The following is a 20,868-nucleotide window of genomic DNA, read 5'->3' as shown; positions in this document are numbered from 1 at the left end:
TTTCCTGCGCCCATGGCGCGTCCATCTGTTGAATGACTATAAAAAACTGCCCAATCCAGGCAGGTAAAAAAGTTAACACGCGCAACTGGGACTACTTTTAACATTGCACCCCGGTTTTTATAAACACGGTACGCACAGCTTATTTTGTTTCAATCACTGTTACAGACGGCATTGTACGGGTTTGTTCGCCCGATGCCATGCTTGAAGCCCTTCGGTGTAGCATAGCCAAAAGCACGTTACGCGCGTTTCAATTTGAGCATGCATTCTCTTTTGTGACAAAGGCTTATGAGGTGTTTTTATGAGCGAACCGAAGCATTCCCGCCTGATCATTCTGGGTTCCGGCCCTGCCGGATACAGCGCAGCGGTTTATGCCGCCCGCGCCAACCTCAAACCCGTTGTCATTACCGGCATACAGGCAGGTGGCCAGCTGACCACGACCGTCGAAGTCGATAACTGGCCCGGCGACGTTGAAGGCCTCACCGGCCCGGCGCTGATGGAACGCATGCAAAAACACGCCGAGCGCTTTGCCACCGAGATCGTTTACGACCACATCCACACCGCCAAGTTGCAACAACGCCCGTTCGAACTCATCGGCGACAGCGGCACATACACCTGCGACGCGCTGATTATCGCGACCGGCGCCTCGGCGCAATATCTGGGGCTGCCTTCGGAAGAGGCCTTTGCCGGCCGAGGGGTTTCGGCCTGCGCCACGTGCGACGGATTTTTTTATCGCAACCAAGTGGTCGCGGTGGTCGGCGGCGGCAACACTGCGGTTGAAGAAGCACTGTACTTGTCGAACATCGCCAAGGAAGTCCACTTGATTCACCGGCGCGACAAGTTGCGCTCGGAGAAGATTCTCCAGGACAAACTCTTCGAAAAAGCCGCCAACGGCAATATCCGCCTGCACTGGAACCAGAATCTCGATGAAGTGCTGGGTGATGCCAGTGGCGTGACCGGCGCCCGACTGCGCGACAGCCACACAGGCGAAACCCGTGAATTGCCACTGGCCGGCGTGTTCATCGCCATCGGCCACAAGCCCAACACTGACCTGTTCGAGGGCCAGTTGAAAATGCGCGACGGCTATCTGCTGGTCAAGGGCGGCAGCGATGGCGATGCCACAGCTACCGAGATCCCGGGCGTGTTCGCCGCCGGCGACGTGGCCGATCACGTCTACCGCCAGGCCGTAACCTCCGCCGGGGCCGGCTGCATGGCCGCGCTGGACGCCGAGAAATACCTCGACGACATTCCCACCGTTTGACGGCACACTTCACGGCGGGCCGCCAGCCCGTCACCGCCCTCCCCTTCTGCAAGCCCGGATGCCATGCTGACTTGGTTACAACGCAACACCCTGACGTTCCCGCCGTTGGAAAAAGCCATGCGCGACCCCAACGGGTTGCTGGCCGCGGGCGGAGATCTGTCCGCCGATCGTCTGATTCAGGCTTATCGCCACGGCTGCTTTCCATGGTTCTCGGAAGGCCAGCCGATCCTTTGGTGGTCGCCGGATCCGCGCACCGTCTTATTTCCCGACGAACTGCATATCTCGCGCAGCCTGAATAAATTGCTGCGCCAGCAACGCTATCAAGTGACCTTCGATCAGGACTTTGCCTCGGTGATCAGCGCCTGCGCCGCGCCTCGGGACTACGCCGACGGCACCTGGATCACTGACGCGATGCAGACGGCTTACCTCGAGCTGCATCGACGTGGCTACGCGCATTCCGTGGAGGTTTGGGATGATGGCGTGCTGGTCGGCGGGCTCTATGGCCTGGCAATGGGTCAGCTGTTTTTCGGCGAATCCATGTTCAGCCGCGCCGACAACGCCTCGAAATATGGCTTTGCCACGCTGGTGCGACATCTGAAAGACTCAGGCTTTGTGCTGATCGACTGCCAGATGCCGACCGACCATCTGCACAGCCTCGGCGCCCGAGCGATTCCTCGGCGCGATTTCGCCAACTTCCTCGCACAACATCTGGATCAACCCAGCCGTGCAACCTGGGTTTGCTGAGCGACTTTTGCCCGTGTGGCTTACACTTAATCCAAAGCTTATTCCCGAGGGTTGATCATGACCGAGTTGGCGCGTTTGAAGTTTTATGCCACTCAGCCCCACTCTTGCAGCTATCTGCCCGAGGAGCAGGCCACGACCCTGTTTCTCGACCCTAGCCAGCCCATGGATGTGCATGTCTACGCAGACCTGTCTGAAATGGGTTTTCGTCGCAGCGGCGATCATCTCTACCGGCCTCATTGCCAGAATTGCAATGCCTGCGTCCCGGCGCGCATCCCTGTGGCGCAATTTTCGCCCAACCGTCAGCAGAAACGCATTTTCAAACGTAACGCCGACCTGCAAGTGCGCCCGGCCCGGCCGAAATTCAGCGAAGAGTATTTCGATCTCTACCAGCGCTACATCGAACAGCGTCACGCCGATGGCGACATGTACCCGCCGAGTCGCGACCAGTTTTCGACGTTCCTGGTGCGCGACCTGCCATTCTCCCGATTCTACGAATTTCGTCTCGAAGGCCGGCTCCTGGCAGTGGCCGTTACCGACTTGCTGCCGAACGGTCTGTCGGCGGTCTACACCTTCTACGAACCCGATGAAGAACGTCGCAGCCTGGGTCGCTACGCGATCCTCTGGCAAATCGGCGAGGCCCGGCGCCTTGGACTGGAAGCGGTCTACCTCGGCTACTGGATCAAAAACTGCAAAAAGATGAGCTACAAGACGCAATATCGACCTATCGAACTGCTGATTAATCAGCGCTGGGTCATCCTGAACTAGAACCCCTTGGCTTAAACCCCATTTTTCGGGCACAATGCACGCCGCTTTTGCCTGGCGCAGTTGCACCGGGCCATTCATTGGACACCGAGGGCTTTACTGCATGTCGAAAGAAGACAGCTTCGAAATGGAAGGCACTGTCGTCGACACCCTGCCCAACACCATGTTTCGTGTGGAGTTGGAAAATGGGCACGTCGTAACCGCGCATATCTCCGGCAAGATGCGCAAGAACTACATTCGTATTCTTACCGGTGACAAAGTGCGCGTCGAGCTGACGCCCTATGACTTGAGCAAAGGGCGTATCACTTACCGCGCTCGCTAATCAAGTCAATACAAAACGCCCGGTTTATGCCGGGCGTTTTTGTTTGTCTGCGATTTGACGGATCAACACCATCCCCCAGTGGGAGCGAGCCTGCTCGCGATAGCGGCATTGCATTCAACATCAATGCAAGCTGACCCGCCGCCATCGCGAGCAGGCTCCCACAGGACGAGGTGTCAGGCGTTCAAATTCGGCGAACAGCAAAAAGGCGCCTCTCGGCGCCTTTTGCTTTGTCGCGGTTAACGTCAGGCCATTTCGGCCGTGGTTTCGAACTCGAAGGTCAGCTCGCCGTCCTTGAGGTCGATGTGCACCACGCCACCATGGTCGGCCAGTTCGCCAAAGAGGATCTCTTCCGCCAGCGGACGCTTGATCTTGTCCTGAATCAAACGCGCCATTGGTCGAGCACCCATTGCCGAGTCGTAGCCACCTGCTGCCAGCCAGCTTCGCGCAGCGTCGGTCACTTCCAGCTGCACGCGCTTGTCTTCCAGCTGCGCCTGAAGCTCGGTAAGGAACTTGTCCACCACGCTTTTGATGACCTCATGGCTGAGGCGACCAAACTGGATAATGGTGTCCAGACGGTTGCGGAACTCCGGCGTGAAGCTCTTCTTGATCACTTCCATCGCATCGGACGAGTGGTCCTGATGGGTGAAACCGATCGAAGCACGCGCTGCTGTTTCGGCACCGGCGTTGGTCGTCATGATGACGATCACGTTACGGAAATCCGCCTTGCGCCCGTTGTTATCGGTCAGCGTACCGTGGTCCATCACCTGCAACAGCAGGTTGAAGACTTCCGGATGCGCCTTCTCGATCTCATCGAGCAACAGCACGCAGTGAGGCTGCTTGGTGATGGCTTCGGTCAGCAGACCGCCCTGATCGAACCCGACGTAACCTGGAGGCGCACCGATCAGACGCGATACGGTGTGGCGTTCCATGTACTCGGACATGTCGAAACGAACCAGCTCGATGCCCAACGCCTTGGCCAGCTGACGCGCCGCTTCGGTTTTACCGACGCCGGTCGGCCCTGCGAACAGGAACGAACCGACTGGCTTGTCAGGCGACTTGAGGCCAGCACGGGACAGTTTGATCGCGGTCGACAGCGAGTCGATCGCGGCATCCTGGCCAAATACCGTCAGCTTCAGGTCACGCTCAAGGTTGCGCAGCAGCTCTTTGTCGGAGCTGGTGACGTGCTTAGGCGGAATCCGCGCGATTTTCGCAACGATGTCCTCGACCTGAGGCACCTCGATGCGTTTCACGCGCTTCTCGATCGGCTGCAGACGCTGATAGGCGCCCGCCTCGTCAATGACGTCGATGGCCTTGTCCGGCATGTGCCGGTCATTGATGTAGCGCGACGCCAGTTCAGCGGCGGCACGCAACGCCTCATCGCTGTATTCGATGTTGTGGTGCGCTTCAAAACGCCCTTTCAGGCCGCGCAGGATGCCGATGGTGTCTTCAACCGAAGGCTCCGACACATCGACCTTCTGGAAGCGCCGGGCCAAGGCACGGTCCTTCTCGAAGATCCCACGGAATTCCTGGAACGTGGTTGAGCCGATGCAACGGATATCGCCCGACGACAGCAGCGGTTTGAGCAGGTTCGAGGCATCCATGACGCCACCGGACGCGGCACCCGCACCAATGATGGTGTGGATCTCGTCGATGAACAGGATCGCCTGCGGACGTTTTTTCAGCTCATTGAGCAGCGCCTTGAAGCGCTTCTCGAAATCGCCACGGTATTTGGTCCCGGCCAGCAAGGCCCCCAGATCGAGGGAATAGACCACGCTGTTGGCCAGCAAGTCCGGCACCTGGTTGTCGACAATGCGTTTAGCCAGGCCTTCGGCAATCGCGGTTTTACCCACGCCCGCCTCGCCCACCAGCAGCGGGTTGTTTTTGCGACGACGCGCCAGGATCTGCGCGACACGCTCGACTTCCAGCTCACGGCCTACCAACGGATCGATACGACCCTGGCGCGCGAGTTCGTTGAGGTTGCTGGCATAAGCATCCAGAGGATTGCCTGAAGAAGAAGACTCACCGCCCTCGTCGTCCTGCATATCTTGCTCACCTTCAGAGTGATCGCCATGCCCAGGCACTTTGGAAATGCCATGGGCGATGTAGTTGACGACATCAATGCGCGCAACGCTCTGCTGTTTCAGCAGGAACACTGCCTGACTCTCTTGCTCACTGAAGATGGCGACCAGCACGTTAGCGCCAGTCACTTCGCGTTTGCCCGAGCTCTGTACGTGGAAAACAGCACGTTGCAGGACACGCTGGAAGCCCAGGGTTGGCTGGGTTTCGCGATCTTCGTCATGGACGGGGATCAAGGGCGTGGTGGAGTCGATGAACTCCTGCAGATCGTGCTTGAGTTTGTCGAGGTTTGCGCCGCAGGCACGCAAAACGGTGGCGGCAGCCTCATTGTCCAATAGGGCCAGCAGGAGGTGTTCGACGGTCATGAATTCATGACGCTTCGATCTAGCCTCCTTGAAGGCAAGATTGAGGGTGACTTCGAGCTCGCGGTTTAACATAGCTTCACCTCATACCCAAGTGGTCGGCGATTAACCGTCCTTCTCGATTTCACAGAGTAGCGGATGCTGGCTTTCCCTGGCGTACTGGTTGACCTGCATGGCCTTAGTCTCGGCGATGTCGCGGGTAAACACTCCACATACTGCCCGTCCTTCTGTGTGGACGGCCAGCATGACCTTGGTCGCCAGCTCCCGATTCAGGTTAAAAAACACCTCGAGCACTTCGACGACGAAATCCATCGGTGTGTAGTCATCGTTGAACAAAACCACCTTGTACATCGGCGGCGCCTGTAATGCAGGCTTTGCCTCCTGAACAGCAATGCCTGCGGAATCGTCGTCGTGGGGCTCCGGGTGATCTTTTTGGAGAGCCGGGCGATCCTGATTGAATGTTAGTCGAATCTGGCTGATTGCATGCATGGAAAGAAAGGTTCGTCAGTTGTTCAAATACAGTGGTGGGGGCGGCTATGGACGATTTCAACTCCGACCGCCCGGTCACCTTGACTATCGGCAAAACGGTGTTACAACCAATAGAGCCCACAGTGGGTAAAAAAGGTCCGCGGAGTCAATCTTATTTCGAGATTCGACTGCGGATGTACTGGATGATACTCCAGTGATGGAGTCTGTTGCAGAGGGATATGGGTATGTCAGGCGTCAAGGTCAGCGGCAAGGTCAAATGGTTCAACAATGCCAAGGGGTTCGGTTTCATTAATACCGAAGCCAATGTAGGTCGCCACGAAGATGGCTGTGCTATCGATTTTTTTGCCCACTATTCGGCCATCGAAATGGACGGGTACAAGACACTGAAGGCCGGGCAAATCGTAAGCTTCGAGATCGTCCAGGGCCCCAAGGGGCTGCATGCCGTAAAAATTACGAATGTACCTGTCGAGAATGAAAAGACGGCACCTGCCAACCAGCAGGAAAAGGTGTCGAGCTGACACAACCCGTCATCCAGTCATAAAAAAAACCGCCCGAGGGCGGTTTTTTTATGCCGATTCGCTTACATATCGGCTTACATGTGCGAGATGAGCGCATCACCAAACGCAGAAGAAGACAGCAGCTTCGCGCCTTCCATCAGACGATGGAAATCATAGGTCACGGTTTTGGCGGAAATCGCGCCGTTGGTGCCCTTGATGATCAGGTCTGCCGCTTCGGTCCAACCCATGTGGCGCAGCATCATCTCTGCGGACAGGATCAGCGAACCCGGGTTGACCTGGTCCTTGCCGGCGTATTTCGGCGCAGTACCGTGGGTCGCTTCAAACATGGCAATGGTGTCGGACAGGTTGGCGCCCGGTGCAATACCGATACCGCCCACTTCCGCCGCCAGGGCGTCAGAGAGATAGTCGCCGTTCAGGTTCAGGGTCGCGATCACATCGTATTCGGCCGGGCGCAGCAGGATTTGCTGGAGCATGGCGTCGGCGATGGCGTCCTTGACGATGACGTTCTTGCCGGTTTTCGGGTTCTTGAACTGCATCCACGGACCGCCGTCGAGCAGGGTCGCACCGAATTCTTCAGCGGCCACTTCGTAGGCCCATTCCTTGAAGGCACCTTCGGTGAACTTCATGATGTTGCCTTTGTGCACGATGGTCAGCGAGTCGCGGTCGTTGTCGACCACATACTGCAACGCCTTGCGCGCCAGACGCTTGGTGCCTTGCAGGGAAACCGGCTTGATGCCGATACCGCAGTTTTCGTCGAAACGGATCTTGGTGACGCCCATTTCATCTTTGAGGAACTTGATGACCTTGGTCGCTTCCGGCGAACCGGCTTTCCATTCGATACCGGCATAGATGTCTTCCGAGTTCTCACGGAAGATCGTCATATCGACATCGCCTGGCTTCTTGACCGGGCTAGGTACGCCTTCGAACCAGCGCACCGGGCGCAGGCATACATAAAGGTCGAGTTGCTGACGCAGGGCCACGTTCAGGGAACGGATGCCGCCACCGACCGGGGTGGTCAGAGGGCCCTTGATGGAAACCACGTAATCCTTGACTGCGTCCAGGGTTTCCTGGGGAAGCCAGGTGTCCTGATCGTAAACCTGAGTCGCTTTCTCCCCGGCATAGACTTCCATCCAGGAAATTTTGCGCTCGCCGCCGTAAGCCTTCTTAACAGCAGCATCGACAACCTTGATCATGACCGGGCTGATATCAACGCCAATACCATCACCTTCGATGAAGGGGATGATCGGGTTGTTAGGAACATTGAGAGAATGGTCCGCGTTGACGGTGATTTTGTCGCCGACTGCTGGAACCTGAATCTTCTTGTATCCCATGCTGAACTCCATTGTTTGGATTGAACATCTGGCTTCGTTCGAGCGTACCCCAGTTAAATCGGCACGCAAACCCTATGTTCCATCCATCTGCCGCAAAGCTGCACAGTTCGCGACGTACAAGCCTGAAAGCAAAGGGAAAAGCGCCAAACTCAAGCACGGTGCAAGACTCTACGCCCCCCTCGCCCCTGCGACCTTTAGACCAATGGACGAGAATCGTTGCATATGAACCATCGGCAGATTGCCAGCTACCTATGTATAATGCCGCCCGCTGACCGCAGAGTCACGATGGCCGACCTCTCTACTACGAGGCTTGGGGCCTGAAAAAGCAGGGTTGTTACCGCAACCCACCCGCTTGACGCTCGACCGATGCACCCAACATCACCGCAAAGAAACCTCGACATTCGGCTCATGGATGACTTTGAACGAACGCGCTTACCCGGCGCCCCTCGAGTTTCTGCGCACGCTTTAGCAAAGAAGAGAGAGTTAATCCGAATATGCCCACCCGCTCGAAGATCATCTATACCTTCACCGACGAAGCTCCCGCCCTCGCCACCTATTCACTGTTGCCTATCGTAGAAGCGTTCACCGCTTCGGCTGATATCGCCGTGGAAACCCGCGATATCTCTCTTGCAGGGCGCATCCTGGCCAGCTTCCCCGAGCAATTGGGTGACAAAGCCGTAGCCGACCACCTCGCCGAACTGGGCGATCTGGCCGTTACGCCTGAAGCCAACATCATCAAGCTGCCGAACATCAGCGCCTCGGTTCCGCAACTGCAAGCCGCAATCAAAGAGCTGCAAGCCCAGGGCTTCGCCCTGCCGGACTACCCGGAAACCGTGGCCACCGACGCCGACAAGCTCGCCAAGTCGCGTTACGACAAGATCAAGGGCAGCGCCGTGAACCCGGTTCTGCGCGAAGGCAACTCTGATCGTCGTGCACCGCTGTCGGTCAAGAACTATGCACGCAAGCACCCGCACAAAATGGGCGCCTGGGCTGCGGACTCCAAGTCCCATGTCGCACACATGAGCACCGGTGATTTCTACGGCAGCGAAAAAGCCGCCCTGATCGACGCCGCTGATGCCGTCAAAATCGAACTGATCGCTCAAGACGGCACCACCACCGTCCTGAAAGAAAAAACCACCGTGCAAGCCGGTGAGATCCTCGATTGTGCGGTCATGAGCAAAAACGCTCTGCGCAGCTTCATCGCTGCCGAGATCGAAGACGCCAAGCAAAAAGGCGTGCTGCTGTCGGTTCACTTGAAAGCCACCATGATGAAGGTCTCCGACCCGATCATGTTCGGCCAGATCGTTGCCGAGTTCTATAAAGACGCACTGGCCAAGCACGCTGACGTGCTGGCACAGATCGGTTTCAACCTGAACAACGGCATCGGCGACCTGTACGCTCGCATCAAGGCCTTGCCGGCCGAGCAACAAGCGCAGATCGAAGCGGACATCCAGGCGGTCTACGCCGTTCGTCCGTCGTTGGCCATGGTCAACTCCGACAAAGGCATCACCAACCTGCACGTGCCGAGCGACGTGATCGTCGACGCCTCGATGCCGGCGATGATCCGTGACTCCGGCAAAATGTGGGGCACTGACGGTCAGCTGCACGACACCAAGGCGGTGATCCCGGATCGCTGCTACGCCACCATCTACCAGGCGGTGATCGAAGACTGCAAGCTGCACGGCGCTTTCGATCCGACCACCATGGGCAGCGTGCCAAACGTTGGCCTGATGGCGAAAAAAGCCGAAGAGTACGGCTCCCACGACAAGACGTTCCAGATCAAGGCCAACGGCGTGGTTCGGGTTTCCGACGGCGCTGGCCGCACTCTGCTGGAGCAGTCGGTTGAAGCCGGCGACATCTTCCGCATGTGCCAGACCAAAGACGCGCCGATCCAGGATTGGGTCAAACTGGCCGTCAACCGTGCCCGTGCAAGCGCAACCCCGGCTATTTTCTGGCTGGACCCGATGCGCGCCCACGACGGTGTAGTGATCGAGAAAGTTCAGGCCTACCTGAAGGATCACGACACCTCCGGCCTGGACATCCGCATCATGTCGCCAGTCGACGCGATGGCCTTCACCCTGGGCCGCACCCGCGAAGGCAAGGACACCATCTCGGTGACCGGCAACGTACTGCGCGACTACCTGACCGACCTGTTCCCGATCATGGAACTGGGCACCAGCGCCAAGATGCTGTCGATCGTTCCGCTGATGAATGGCGGCGGTCTGTTCGAAACCGGCGCCGGCGGTTCGGCACCGAAGCACGTTCAACAGCTGCTGGAAGAGAACTTCCTGCGCTGGGATTCCCTGGGCGAGTTCCTGGCCCTGGCCGCTTCCCTTGAGCATCTGGGTGTTACTTACAACAACCCGAAAGCGCTGGTGCTGGCCAAGACCCTGGATCAGGCCACTGGCCAGTTCCTGGACAACAACAAGTCGCCATCGCGCAAAGTCGGCAATATCGACAACCGCGGCAGCCACTTCTACCTGGCGCTGTACTGGGCCCAGGCCCTGGCCGCCCAGACCGAAGACGCTGCACTGCAAGCGCAGTTCGGCGAACTGGCCAAGACCCTGGCCGAGAACGAAGCAACCATCGTTGCCGAGCTCAACGCCGTTCAGGGCAAGCCAGTGGACATCGGCGGTTACTACCACGCTAATGCCGAGCTGATCAGCAAGGCCATGCGCCCAAGCAACACCTTCAACGCCGCGATCGCTGCGTTGGTTTAAGGTTGTAAGGATGCAAAGAAGCCCCGGCCCAGTGCCGGGGTTTCTGTTTGTGCCCCACACTTTTCATCTATGAAATACGCACCAATGTGGGAGCGAGCCTGCTCGCGATAGCGATATATCATTCAACATTGATGTCGACCGACCCACCGTCATCGCGAGCAGGCTCGCTCCCACACTGTTCTTTATTCCAATATTAGAAACCGAGGAAGCTTCATGGATTGGCTACCCCACATCACCGTCGCCACCATCGTCGAAGACAATGGTCGCTTTCTGATGGTCGAAGAACTCAAGCACGGACAAGCGGTGCTCAACCAGCCGGCCGGCCATCTGGACCCGGACGAAACCCTGATCGAAGCCGCCGTGCGCGAAACCCTGGAAGAAACCGGCTGGGACGTCGAACCGACCGGCGTGGTGGGCATTTACCTCTACACCGCCCCCAGCAACGGCGTGACCTACCAGCGGGTCTGTTTCACCGCAAAGCCGCTCAAACATTACCCCGACTATCAACTGGATGACGGCATCGTCGGCGCAAAATGGCTGACGCGTGACGAATTGCTGGCACAGCGCGCAAACTGGCGCAGTGAGCTGATCATCCGCTGTATCGATGATTATCTGGACGGCCAGCACTACAGTCTCGAACTGATCCGCCCTTCTCTTTAGCCTTGCGGGCTTCGGCCTGTTAGAATCGCGTCCTTTTTCAAGACACTCATTGAATCCCTATGCGTGATCCAGCCCCTTCTGACACACAAAAGAAGCGCGTCATTGTCGGCATGTCCGGCGGCGTGGACTCTTCCGTTTCCGCTCTCCTGCTGATCGAACAGGGTTATGAGGTGGAAGGCCTGTTCATGAAGAACTGGGAAGAAGACGATGGAACGGAATACTGCACCGCCATGGACGACCTGGCGGACGCCCAGGCCGTGTGCGACAAGATTGGCATCAAGCTGCACACCGCCAACTTCGCTGCCGAGTACTGGGACAACGTGTTCGAGCACTTCCTGGCCGAGTACAAGGCCGGTCGCACGCCAAACCCGGACATCCTGTGCAACCGCGAGATCAAGTTCAAGGCGTTCCTCGACTACGCCATGGTGCTCGGCGCCGACCTGATCGCTACCGGCCACTACGTGCGCCGCCGCGACATCGATGGGCGCACCGAACTGCTCAAGGGCCTGGACCCGAACAAGGACCAGAGTTATTTCCTGCACGCCGTCGGCGGCGAACAGATCGCCAAGACGCTGTTCCCGGTCGGTGAACTGGAAAAGCCCGAAGTGCGCGCGATTGCCGAGAAACACGAACTCGCCACCGCGAAGAAAAAGGATTCCACAGGGATCTGCTTTATCGGCGAACGCCGCTTCAGCGACTTCCTCAAGCAATACCTGCCGGCCCAACCGGGCGAGATCAAGACCACCGAAGGTGAAGTCATCGGCCGTCACCACGGCTTGATGTATCACACCATCGGCCAGCGTCAGGGCCTGGGCATCGGCGGCTTGAAAGACGCCGGTGACGAGCCATGGTACGTGCTGATCAAGGACCTGGAACACAACGAGCTGATCGTCGGCCAGGGCAATGACCATCCTTACCTGTTCTCCCGCGCCCTGCTCGCCTCGGACATCTATTGGGTCAACCCGATCGATCTGACCGAGCCGCGCAAGTTGACCGCCAAGGTTCGTTATCGCCAAAGCGATCAGCCCTGCACTCTGGAAAAAACCGCCACCGGCTATCGCGCCACCTTCGATGACCCACAGCGCGCGGTCACCCCGGGCCAGTCCGTGGTGTTCTACGACGGTGAAATCTGCCTCGGCGGCGGCGTGATTGAAGTCGCAGAGCCATGGAGCAGCAAGGCATGAACCCCACTCAGGAGCAACTGACGGCGCTGGGCGGCGTGTTTCTCGCCGCCGTCCTCGTCGACAAGATTGCCAAGACCGGCCAGACCACCGAAGCCGGCCTGACCTGCATGCTCGGCAGCCTGCTGATCCGCGACCCCAAGGACACCCTGGAAGTGTACGGCGGCGACGACCTCAATCTGCGCGAAGGCTATCGCGCATTGATCGGCGCTCTGGAACGCGACCCGAGCACCCTGCAGCGCGAACCGCTGCGTTACGCCCTGGCCATGCTGGGCCTGGAGCGTCAGCTGGCCAAGCGCGACGACTTGCTCGATGTGATCGGCAAGCGTTTGCCGCAGATTCAGTCCCAGGTCGAGCACTTCGGCCCGGCCCACGAAAACGTGATTGCGGCCTGCGGTGCGCTGTACCAGGACACCCTGAGCACCTTGCGCCAACGGATTCAGGTCCACGGCGACATGCGCAACCTGCAGCAACCGAGCAACGCCTCGAAAATCCGCGCCCTGTTGCTGGCCGGGATTCGTTCGGCGCGCCTGTGGCGGCAGTTGGGCGGCCATCGCTGGCAGCTGGTGATCAGCCGTCGCAAGTTGCTCAAAGAGCTTTACCCGCTGATGCGCAGCAGCTGAACCGCGCCCGCAACACCGCTTTAGATCTGTAACGCGTAATACGCCGGTCAGTTGGCAACGGACCGGCGGATTTTTTCATGTATGATACGCGCCCCATTTCGTTGCCCGACTGTCCGAGAACACCCCATGCAGCTTTCTTCGCTCACTGCGGTTTCCCCTGTTGACGGCCGCTACGCCGGCAAAACCCAGGCCCTGCGCCCAATTTTCAGCGAGTACGGCCTGATCCGTGCTCGCGTTCTGGTTGAAGTGCGCTGGCTCCAGCGCCTGGCCGCTCACCCAGGCATCAGCGAAGTGCCGGCGTTCTCCGCCGAAGCCAACGCGGTGCTGAACACCCTGGCGGAGAACTTCGCTCTGGAGCACGCCGAGCGTGTCAAAGAGATCGAGCGCACCACCAACCACGACGTCAAAGCCATCGAATACCTGCTCAAGGAGCAGGCGGCCAAGCTGCCGGAACTGGCCAAGGTCAGCGAGTTCATCCACTTTGCCTGCACCAGCGAGGACATCAACAACCTGTCCCACGCCCTGATGCTGCGCGAAGGTCGTGATGATGTGATGCTGCCGCTGATGCGCCAGACCGCTCAAGCCATCCGCGAACTGGCCATCCGTTTCGCTGACGTGCCAATGCTGTCGCGCACCCACGGTCAACCGGCCTCGCCGACCACCCTGGGCAAAGAGCTGGCAAACGTGGTTTACCGTCTGGAGCGTCAGATCGCTCAAGTCGCTGCCGTTCCGCTGCTGGGCAAGATCAACGGCGCTGTCGGCAACTACAACGCTCACCTGTCGGCCTACCCTGAGATCGACTGGGAAGAGAACGCCCGCGCCTTCATCGAAGACGAGCTGGGCCTGGGCTTCAACCCGTACACCACGCAGATCGAACCGCACGACTACATCGCCGAGCTGTTCGACGCGATCGCCCGCTTCAACACCATCCTGATCGACTTCGACCGCGACATCTGGGGCTACATTTCCCTGGGCTATTTCAAGCAGCGCACCATCGCTGGCGAAATCGGTTCGTCGACCATGCCGCACAAGGTCAACCCGATCGACTTCGAAAACTCCGAAGGCAACCTGGGTATCGCCAACGCGCTGTTCCAGCATTTGGCGAGCAAGCTGCCGATCTCCCGCTGGCAGCGTGACCTGACCGACTCCACCGTGCTGCGCAACCTCGGTGTCGGCTTCGCCCACAGCGTGATCGCGTACGAAGCCAGCCTCAAGGGCATCAGCAAACTGGAGCTCAACGCTCAGAAGATCGCAGCTGACCTGGACGCGTGCTGGGAAGTGCTGGCCGAGCCGATCCAGACCGTGATGCGTCGCTACAACATCGAAAACCCGTATGAAAAGCTGAAAGAGTTGACGCGTGGCAAGGGCATCAGCCCTGAAGCACTGCAAACTTTCATCGACGGCCTGGACATGCCAGCCGCTGCCAAGGCCGAGCTGAAATTGCTCACCCCGGCGAACTACATCGGTAACGCCGTGGCACAAGCCAAACGCATCTGATCGACCGTTTAACCCGTTTGAGACGCCCGGCAGCGCCGGGCGTTTTTATTCCCGTCTGAAAAGTGCATTTTTTCAATAGGTTACACATGAATCCTGACATTCCTCTTCAACTTCTGGGCGGCATCACGGCGCGCGAATTCCTGCGCGACTACTGGCAGAAAAAACCCCTGCTGATCCGTCAGGCGATTCCTGAATTCGAAAGCCCGATTGACGCCGACGAACTGGCTGGCCTGGCGCTGGAAGAAGAAGTTGAATCGCGCCTGGTAATCGAAAACGGCGAGCGCCCTTGGGAATTGCGTCGCGGTCCGTTCGCCGAAGACGAATTCAGCAAACTGCCGGAACGTGACTGGACCCTGCTGGTTCAAGCGGTTGACCAGTTCGTTCCGGAAGTTTCTGAGCTGCTGGAAAACTTCCGCTTCCTGCCGAGCTGGCGCGTCGACGACGTGATGATCAGCTTCGCCGCCCCGGGTGGCAGCGTCGGTCCGCACTTCGATAACTACGATGTGTTCCTGCTGCAGGGTCACGGCAAGCGCAACTGGAAAATCGGCCAGATGTGCGATTCCGAGAGCAAGTTGCTGCAACACGCGGACCTGCGCATCCTCGCTGATTTCGAAGCCACCGATGAGTGGGTCCTGGAACCTGGCGACATGCTCTACCTGCCGCCGCGCCTGGCCCACTGCGGTGTTGCGATTGATGACTGCATGACCTACTCGGTCGGCTTCCGCGCCCCGAGCGCTTCTGAAGTGCTGACTCACTTCACTGACTTCCTCAGCCAGTTCCTGACCGATGAAGAGCGCTACACCGATGCCGACGCCCTGCCGGCGGTCGATCCGCACCAGATTCAGCACGACGCCCTTGATCGCCTGAAAGCCTTGCTGGCCGAGCACATGAGCGACGAGCGCCTGCTGCTGACCTGGTTTGGCCAGTACATGACCGAGCCGCGCTACCCGGAACTCGTGGTAGGCCCGGAAGAGATCGAAGAAGACGACCTGCTTGCCAGCCTGGAGCAAGGCGCAATACTGATCCGCAACCCGAGCGCACGCCTGGCCTGGTCCGAAGTCGATGACGACCTGTTGTTGTTCGCCAGCGGCCAGAGCCGTTATCTGCCAGGCAAGCTGCGTGAGCTGCTGAAAATGATCTGCGCTGCCGACTCCCTGCACGCCGACAATCTGGGCGAGTGGCTGACCGACGAAGACAGCCGCGGCTTGCTGTGCGAACTGATCAAGCAAGGAAGCCTGGGGTTTGCCGATGAATAAAATTCACGTTCGTGTCGCAGACTGGCAAAAGGACAACGCCGAGATCCGGCGCATTCGTGAGACGGTGTTCATTGCCGAGCAATCCGTTCCGCCAGAATTGGAATGGGATGCGGATGACGCAACGGCGGTGCATTTCCTGGCCTTCGAAGGCGACTTTCCGATTGGCACCGCCCGCCTGCTGCCCGACGGGCACATTGGCCGGGTCTCGGTGCTGAAAGACTGGCGCGGTTTGAAAGTCGGCGATGCGCTGATGCAAGCGGTGATCGGTGAAGCCGAGAAGCGCGATCTGAAGCAGCAGATGCTGAGCGCACAGGTCCAGGCCACGGCGTTCTATGAGCGCCTGGGCTTCAGCCTGGTCAGTGAGGAGTTCCTGGAAGCCGGGATTCCGCATGTGGACATGGTGCGGCACTCCGCTTAATTCCCTGTGATGGGAGATTACTGTGGCGAGGGAGCTTGCTCCCGCTGGGGCGCGAAGCGTTCCCAAGATTTTTAGGGCTGCCGTGCAGCCCAGCGGGAGCAAGCTCCCTCGCCACAAAAGCCCACCAGAACACCACAAAACGCCTCGCCATCGACCGATGCCGGGGCGTTTTGCTGTCTACGATTCAACTTGCCCCACGCCGGGCCGACAAACTGGCAATATCAACACTTCAAGATGTCGGAGATAACGGATATGTCCCTACGCACCCTGCTCACCACGCTGCTGCTGACGTGCAGTTTTTCAGTCATGGCAGCCACCGAGATCGTGCCCCTGAATTACCACACCAGCGCCGATATGCTACCCATGGCACAGGATTTCATCGGCAAGGACGGCCAGGTCAGCGCTTACGGCAACCAACTGATTGTCAACGCAGAACAGCGCAAGATCGACGAACTTAAGGCCCTTGTCGCACAACTCGACGTTGCTGCAAAGCGCCTGCTGATCACGGTCGACACCAACGAAAACAACTTCCAGGGCGACGAGGGCTACTCGGTCAACGGCGCCAAACCGAGCCAGACGCGCATCATCAATCGCAGCACCGACAGCCGTGATGGCGGCATCCAGCAGATTCAGGCCAGTGAAGGCACACCGGCGCTGATTCAGGTCGGCCAAAGCGTCCCGCTCACCAGCACTCAGACCGATTCCTATGGTGATCTGCGCAGCCAGACCGAGTACCGCAACGTCACTCAGGGCTTCTACGTCACCGCCAGCGTTACCGGCGACATCGTTCACCTGGCGATCAGTACCAACCGTGACCGCATGAGCCAGGAACGTCCAGATGTAGTGAATGTGCAAAGTACCGACACAACTGTCACGGGACGCTTGGGCGAGTGGATCACCCTGGCCGGTGTGAACCGTCAGACCCAAGCCGATAAACAGGGCCAGACCCGCAGCTACTCGACTCAGGGCCGGGATGACATGACGTTGCGGGTGAAAGTCGATACTTTGGACTAAACCACCGAAAACTGACTGATTAGTCGTATTAGACCAAAGATGTAGTGCTCGAAAAAAAGCACTACAAAACGTTTGACGATACAAAAAAGCAAAGGCATGATGGCCTCGCTCCCGCTAATCAGGGGCCCTGGCAAGGGCCTTCGAGGCGCTGCTCGCATCTACCCCGCGAGCCGCTTCGTGTCTGTACCGCCCACAAGGTGTGTTTGACGAGGTTGCCGACTGGAACGAAGTTGTCCCGAGGGACGGAAGCGTAATTAGGTAACCCGGCTCCACACTGAAGTTCGTACCAAGGCCCACGACGCCCGAATGCGCTCGCCAGTTCGCCCTTACCTGCTCACTTCCCCTCGAGCCCATCGTTCATCCCGTCGCCAATCCCGCCGAATCCGACTTGACCACCTAAGCTTCTGGTCAGCGAGCAGCCTCTTACGCCCCCAATTGAATCGCGTACTTGGCAGGAGCAGGAATTTTCCACACAGACCTATGCGACGAGGTTTATCTCCATGGCACTGACACGCGAACAGCAAATTGCAGCCCTCGAAAAAGATTGGGCTGAAAACCCACGCTGGAAAGGCGTGACACGCGCTTACTCCGCTGCTGACGTCGTCCGCCTGCGTGGCTCGGTTCAACCTGAGCACACCTTTGCAAAACTGGGCGCCGAGAAGCTGTGGAACCTGGTCACCCAGGGCGCCAAGCCATCCTTCCGTCCTGATAAAGATTTCGTCAACTGCATGGGCGCTCTGACCGGCGGCCAGGCTGTACAACAAGTCAAAGCCGGTATCCAGGCAATCTACCTGTCGGGCTGGCAGGTTGCTGCGGACAACAACTCCGCCGAATCGATGTACCCGGACCAGTCGCTGTACCCGGTGGACTCGGTTCCAACCGTGGTCAAGCGCATCAACAACTCGTTCCGTCGTGCCGACCAGATCCAGTGGAAAGCCGGCAAAGGCCCGGGCGACGAAGGTTACATCGACTACTTCGCACCGATCGTGGCTGACGCTGAAGCCGGTTTCGGCGGCGTTCTGAACGCTTACGAGCTGATGAAGAGCATGATCGAAGCAGGCGCCGCCGGCGTTCACTTCGAAGACCAACTGGCTTCCGTGAAAAAATGCGGCCACATGGGCGGCAAGGTACTGGTTCCTACCCAGGAAGCTGTACAGAAGCTGACCGCTGCTCGTCTGGCAGCTGACGTTGCTGGCACACCGACCATCATTTTGGCTCGTACCGACGCTAACGCGGCTGACCTGCTGACTTCCGATTGCGACCCATACGACCAGCCGTTCGTGACTGGCGAACGTACTCAGGAAGGCTTCTACAAAGTACGCGCCGGCCTGGACCAGGCAATCGCTCGCGGCCTGGCTTACGCTCCGTATGCCGACCTGATCTGGTGCGAAACCGCCAAGCCGGACCTGGACGAAGCGCGTCGTTTCGCTGAAGCGATCAAAAAGGAATACCCGGACCAACTGCTGTCGTACAACTGCTCGCCTTCCTTCAACTGGAAGAAAAACCTGGACGACGCGACCATCGCCAAGTTCCAGCGCGAACTGTCCGCCATGGGTTACAAGCACCAGTTCATCACCCTGGCCGGCATTCACAACATGTGGCACAGCATGTTCAACCTGGCGCACGACTACGCCCGCAACGACATGACTGCCTACGTGAAACTGCAAGAGCAAGAGTTCGCTGACGCTTCGAAGGGCTACACCTTCGTGGCTCACCAGCAGGAAGTGGGCACCGGCTACTTCGACGACATGACCACCGTGATTCAAGGTGGCACGTCTTCGGTAACCGCTCTGACCGGTTCGACCGAAGAAGAACAGTTCCACTGATCCGATTCGCCTGAGCAAACGGCCGTTGCGGACCGAATAGAAAGCTAACCGCAACGTCGCACATCTGACGCCCCGACTGGTTCGGGGCGTTTTTTTGCCTGCATTTTTTGCAACGCCACCGCCCCCCCCCCCGTAGGAGCGAGGCTTGCCCGCGAAGAACGATGACGCGGTAAGTCTGGAGCACCGCGGCGTATTCTTCGCGGGCAAGCCTCGCTCCTACGGGGGAACGCGTGCAGCCAGAAACCTTGATTCAGAGCAGTTTCAAGATCAGGAAAGCAGGGTAAAACAACCCCGCCCGCTACTTGTAGTAACGCGCATATAAGACAACTTCCCCGCCCCAACCAGGATAACCAGTTTAAAAACCATCGCAAACAATAATGATTGTCATTTGGCGACAACTATGTTCGTTACATTCCCTACAAAACAATATTGATGAAAACCCGGCTAATGCCCGCAACGCATGGGCTGCATGGCTTTGGAGGTGCGCTATGTCCTTATTCCTGTAAATAATTTCGCTATAGGAATTTTACTTGCACGGTGTTGTGCCATAAAATCAGCGGGATTGATTGCTGCGACATATCGTCACTGCGTTGTTTCTTTTTCAAGCTCAGAGACCTTTGCTCTCTGTTAAGGATTTCCAGCATGCCCGAAGCGACAGGACTCATGGCCCACAACTGGGGCTTTGCCATTTTCCTTCTGGGCGTTGTCGGCCTCTGCGCCTTCATGCTCGGCGTCTCCAGCCTCCTCGGGTCAAAAGCCTGGGGCCGCAGCAAAAACGAACCGTTCGAGTCAGGCATGCTACCTACAGGTGGCGCCCGCTTGCGGCTCTCAGCCAAATTCTATCTGGTCGCGATGCTCTTCGTGATCTTCGATATCGAAGCCCTCTTTCTCTTTGCCTGGTCTGTGTCCGTCCGCGAAAGCGGCTGGACCGGATTCGTCGAAGCTCTCGTTTTCATAGCAATTCTGTTGGCAGGTCTTGTCTACCTGTTCCGAGTGGGCGCCCTTGACTGGGCTCCGGAAGCTCGTCGCAAGCGGCAGGCGAAGCTGAAACAATGAGGCTTTGGCAATGCAATACAATCTCACCAGGATCGACCCCGATGCTCCTAACGAGCAGTATCCGATTGGCGAACGGGAAACCGTTTCCGATCCGTTAGAAGATCAAGTCCACAAAAACATCTTCATGGGCAAGCTCGAAGACGTGCTTAACGGCACAGTCAACTGGGGGCGCAAGAACTCCCTGTGGCCGTATAACTTCGGTCTTTCGTGCTGCTACGTGGAAATGACCACCGCCTTCACGGCGCCCCACGACATCGCGCGCTTTGGCGCCGAGGTTATCCGGGCATCGCCGCGTCAGGCGGATTTCATGGTTATCGCTGGTACCTGCTTCATCAAGATGGCGCCGATCATTCAGCGTCTCTACGAGCAAATGCTCGAACCTAAATGGGTTATCTCCATGGGTTCGTGCGCCAACTCCGGTGGCATGTACGACATCTACTCCGTCGTTCAAGGGGTGGACAAGTTCCTGCCCGTGGACGTCTACGTGCCTGGCTGCCCGCCCCGCCCTGAAGCTTTTTTGCAAGGCTTGATGCTCTTGCAAGAGTCGATTGGACAGGAGCGTCGTCCGCTTTCCTGGGTCGTCGGTGATCAAGGCGTGTACCGCGCCGAGATGCCTTCGCAAAAGGAACAGCGCCGCGAACAGCGAATCGCAGTCACCAACCTGCGCAGCCCCGACGAAGTCTGATCCAGCTCTGCTTCTTTAATAGAACGAGAAACTGGCTTCATTCTTTACGTTGACCGAAAGCGATAAATAA

At 58.2% G+C, this 20,868-nt stretch carries 19 protein-coding genes; 16 read left to right on the top strand and 3 right to left on the bottom strand.

What is annotated here, in order from left to right; genetic code table 11:
• Nucleotides 1-298 precede the first annotated feature (298 nt).
• The 4 genes from trxB (at nucleotide 299) to infA (ending at nucleotide 3,086) form a co-directional block, all read left to right on the top strand.
• Nucleotides 299-1,258, top strand: coding sequence for a thioredoxin-disulfide reductase (gene trxB / locus JIO00_RS10710; protein ID WP_200668161.1), 960 nt, complete (start codon nucleotides 299-301; stop codon nucleotides 1,256-1,258).
• A gap of 63 nt (nucleotides 1,259-1,321) precedes the next feature.
• Nucleotides 1,322-2,002 (top strand): leucyl/phenylalanyl-tRNA--protein transferase, encoded by a 681-nt coding sequence (aat, locus tag JIO00_RS10705; protein WP_200668160.1) that lies wholly within the window; start codon nucleotides 1,322-1,324, stop codon nucleotides 2,000-2,002.
• A gap of 57 nt (nucleotides 2,003-2,059) precedes the next feature.
• On the top strand, nucleotides 2,060-2,767 hold the full coding sequence (locus JIO00_RS10700; protein WP_010458901.1) for an arginyltransferase: 708 nt from the start codon (nucleotides 2,060-2,062) through the stop codon (nucleotides 2,765-2,767).
• Nucleotides 2,768-2,867: 100 nt separating this feature from the next.
• Complete coding sequence (gene infA / locus JIO00_RS10695) at nucleotides 2,868-3,086, top strand: translation initiation factor IF-1 (protein ID WP_002553999.1); 219 nt, start codon at nucleotides 2,868-2,870, stop codon at nucleotides 3,084-3,086.
• Nucleotides 3,087-3,328: 242 nt separating this feature from the next.
• Here infA and clpA read toward each other — a convergent pair whose 3' ends face one another.
• Together clpA and clpS are read right to left on the bottom strand one after the other, a co-directional pair.
• Nucleotides 3,329-5,599, bottom strand: coding sequence for an ATP-dependent Clp protease ATP-binding subunit ClpA (gene clpA, locus JIO00_RS10690; protein WP_007946437.1), 2,271 nt, complete (start codon nucleotides 5,597-5,599; stop codon nucleotides 3,329-3,331).
• Nucleotides 5,600-5,629: 30 nt separating this feature from the next.
• On the bottom strand, nucleotides 5,630-6,013 hold the full coding sequence (gene clpS / locus JIO00_RS10685; RefSeq protein WP_010458899.1) for an ATP-dependent Clp protease adapter ClpS: 384 nt from the start codon (nucleotides 6,011-6,013) through the stop codon (nucleotides 5,630-5,632).
• A gap of 218 nt (nucleotides 6,014-6,231) precedes the next feature.
• Here clpS and JIO00_RS10680 point away from each other — a divergent pair, with 218 nt between their 5' ends.
• Nucleotides 6,232-6,531, top strand: a complete 300-nt coding sequence (locus tag JIO00_RS10680; protein ID WP_077748744.1) for a cold shock domain-containing protein — start codon at nucleotides 6,232-6,234, stop codon at nucleotides 6,529-6,531.
• Nucleotides 6,532-6,605: 74 nt separating this feature from the next.
• On the opposite strand, the gene icd is transcribed toward JIO00_RS10680, so the two are convergent.
• The gene (icd, locus tag JIO00_RS10675; RefSeq protein ID WP_010458895.1) at nucleotides 6,606-7,862 is read right to left on the bottom strand and encodes an NADP-dependent isocitrate dehydrogenase; all 1,257 of its coding nucleotides are present in this window, start codon (nucleotides 7,860-7,862) and stop codon (nucleotides 6,606-6,608) included.
• Between the two features lie 494 nt (nucleotides 7,863-8,356).
• Here icd and JIO00_RS10670 point away from each other — a divergent pair, with 494 nt between their 5' ends.
• The 11 genes from JIO00_RS10670 to JIO00_RS10620 all read left to right on the top strand — a co-directional run bounded on the left by JIO00_RS10670 (nucleotide 8,357) and on the right by JIO00_RS10620 (nucleotide 20,798).
• Entirely contained in the window at nucleotides 8,357-10,582 is a 2,226-nt protein-coding gene (locus JIO00_RS10670) for an NADP-dependent isocitrate dehydrogenase (RefSeq protein WP_083377163.1), read from the top strand.
• Between the two features lie 213 nt (nucleotides 10,583-10,795).
• The gene (locus tag JIO00_RS10665; RefSeq protein WP_083377164.1) at nucleotides 10,796-11,242 is read left to right on the top strand and encodes an NUDIX hydrolase; all 447 of its coding nucleotides are present in this window, start codon (nucleotides 10,796-10,798) and stop codon (nucleotides 11,240-11,242) included.
• A 59-nt stretch (nucleotides 11,243-11,301) separates the two neighbouring features.
• The gene (mnmA, locus tag JIO00_RS10660) at nucleotides 11,302-12,426 is read left to right on the top strand and encodes a tRNA 2-thiouridine(34) synthase MnmA (RefSeq protein WP_010458889.1); all 1,125 of its coding nucleotides are present in this window, start codon (nucleotides 11,302-11,304) and stop codon (nucleotides 12,424-12,426) included.
• On the top strand, nucleotides 12,423-13,046 hold the full coding sequence (gene hflD / locus JIO00_RS10655) for a high frequency lysogenization protein HflD (RefSeq protein WP_010458887.1): 624 nt from the start codon (nucleotides 12,423-12,425) through the stop codon (nucleotides 13,044-13,046). The genes mnmA and hflD overlap by 4 nt, the downstream gene beginning before the upstream one ends.
• Before the next feature lie 126 nt (nucleotides 13,047-13,172).
• Entirely contained in the window at nucleotides 13,173-14,543 is a 1,371-nt protein-coding gene (gene purB, locus JIO00_RS10650) for an adenylosuccinate lyase (protein ID WP_010458886.1), read from the top strand.
• A gap of 86 nt (nucleotides 14,544-14,629) precedes the next feature.
• Nucleotides 14,630-15,799, top strand: coding sequence for a ribosomal protein uL16 3-hydroxylase (locus JIO00_RS10645; protein WP_010458883.1), 1,170 nt, complete (start codon nucleotides 14,630-14,632; stop codon nucleotides 15,797-15,799).
• Nucleotides 15,792-16,217, top strand: coding sequence for a GNAT family N-acetyltransferase (locus tag JIO00_RS10640; RefSeq protein ID WP_083377166.1), 426 nt, complete (start codon nucleotides 15,792-15,794; stop codon nucleotides 16,215-16,217). Before JIO00_RS10645 ends, JIO00_RS10640 begins: the two co-directional genes overlap by 8 nt.
• 252 nt (nucleotides 16,218-16,469) lie before the next feature.
• Nucleotides 16,470-17,231: a secretin N-terminal domain-containing protein gene (locus JIO00_RS10635; protein WP_102595125.1), complete on the top strand. Its 762-nt coding sequence runs from the start codon at nucleotides 16,470-16,472 to the stop codon at nucleotides 17,229-17,231.
• 500 nt (nucleotides 17,232-17,731) lie between these two features.
• A complete protein-coding gene (gene aceA, locus JIO00_RS10630) occupies nucleotides 17,732-19,057 on the top strand; it encodes an isocitrate lyase (protein ID WP_010458877.1) in 1,326 nt (441 codons plus the stop codon).
• A 642-nt stretch (nucleotides 19,058-19,699) separates the two neighbouring features.
• Complete coding sequence (locus JIO00_RS10625) at nucleotides 19,700-20,113, top strand: NADH-quinone oxidoreductase subunit A (protein ID WP_003223812.1); 414 nt, start codon at nucleotides 19,700-19,702, stop codon at nucleotides 20,111-20,113.
• A gap of 10 nt (nucleotides 20,114-20,123) precedes the next feature.
• Nucleotides 20,124-20,798, top strand: coding sequence for a NuoB/complex I 20 kDa subunit family protein (locus JIO00_RS10620; protein ID WP_010458867.1), 675 nt, complete (start codon nucleotides 20,124-20,126; stop codon nucleotides 20,796-20,798).
• Nucleotides 20,799-20,868 lie beyond the last annotated feature (70 nt).

This window comes from Pseudomonas sp. SW-3 (genome assembly GCF_016615645.1).
Taxonomy (GTDB): domain Bacteria; phylum Pseudomonadota; class Gammaproteobacteria; order Pseudomonadales; family Pseudomonadaceae; genus Aquipseudomonas; species Aquipseudomonas mandelii.
This window is presented reverse-complemented; position numbering and strand designations above follow the sequence as displayed.